Source organism: Geminicoccus flavidas (assembly GCF_009806515.1).
Taxonomy (GTDB): Bacteria; Pseudomonadota; Alphaproteobacteria; order Geminicoccales; family Geminicoccaceae; genus Geminicoccus; species Geminicoccus flavidus.
This window is the reverse complement of sequence record NZ_WUJP01000324.1, coordinates 1-1,114: the sequence shown is the minus strand read 5'-3', so window position 1 is coordinate 1,114 and position 1,114 is coordinate 1. Positions and strand designations below refer to the sequence as shown.

1 protein-coding gene and 1 pseudogene are annotated in these 1,114 nt (G+C 71.4%); both read left to right on the top strand.

Features of this window, described 5'->3' with window-relative positions; genetic code table 11:
* Positions 1-506 (top strand): endonuclease/exonuclease/phosphatase family protein (locus EQG76_RS08960; RefSeq protein WP_331463744.1); only part of this gene is annotated, 506 nt, incomplete at its 5' end.
* Positions 507-575: 69 nt separating this feature from the next.
* Positions 576-1,114 (top strand): annotated as a pseudogene (locus tag EQG76_RS08955) (phospholipase D family protein); the annotation flags it as partial.

Genomic DNA, 1,114 nt, shown 5'->3' with positions numbered 1-1,114 from the left:
GGCACGGCAACGTCATCCTGTTCAAGGCAGGGTCGGTCACCGACATCCACCAGATCCGCCTGCCCGGCGTGGAGCCGCGCGGGGCACTCGTGGTCGACCTGGACCTGGAAGCCGGCCCCTTGCGGATCATCGCCGCCCATCTGGGGCTGCTGCGCCGCTCGCGCGCCCAGCAGGCCGAGGCGATCCTGGCCGCCATGGCCAAGCGCACCGAGCGCCCGACCCTGCTGATGGGCGACCTGAACGAATGGCGCCTGGGCCAGCGCTCGTCCCTGTTGCGCCTGGACCCCTCGTTCGGCCCGCTCACCCCGGCACTGCCGAGCTTTCCCTCGCGCTTTCCGATGTTCGCGCTGGACCGGATCCTGGCCAACCCTCCGGCCATGATCACCAGCATCGAGGTCCACGATTCCCGCCTGGCAAGGGTCGCCTCGGACCACCTGCCGATCAAGGCGCGCATCGACCTGGCTCATGCGCGCCCGGCGGCCGCCGCGGCACCGCTTGCCGCCTGACCCCTGCGCCCCTAGTCCTGCCCCGCAGGGCCGTGCTGGGAGCCGTGCGCCAGGTCCGCTCGAGGTGACATGCGTCCGCTGCTCGTCCTTGCCCTGCTGATCCTCTGCTTCGTGCTGGCCTCGTTCCTCGCCGTCTATTCCTATGGCCGCTTCGCCCGCCAGGCCCGCGGCAAGCCCGCCCATGCCCTGCCGCTCTCCCCCGACGCCACCGCACTCGACCGCCTGGCGACCCCGCTCCTGGCAGAGCACGAGAACCAGAGCGGCCTCCTGCTCCTGGCCTCCAACCTCGACGCGTTCGCCGCCCGCGCCCTGTCCGCCCGCCAGGCCGGCCGCAGCCTGGACCTCCAGTACTATATCTGGGAGGACGACGGGCTCACCGGCCGCCTCCTGATCGAGGAGGTGCTCAAAGCCGCCGACCGCGGCGTGCGCGTCCGCCTCCTGCTCGACGACATCAACCTGCGCGGCAACGACATCGCCTCGCTCGGCCTGAACGCGCACGAGAATATCGAGGTCCGCCTGTTCAACCCCGCGCGCAACCGCGGCGACCGGCTGCGCCGCGGCCTGGAGATGATCCTGCGCGCGTTCCGCGTGAACCGGCGCATGCACAA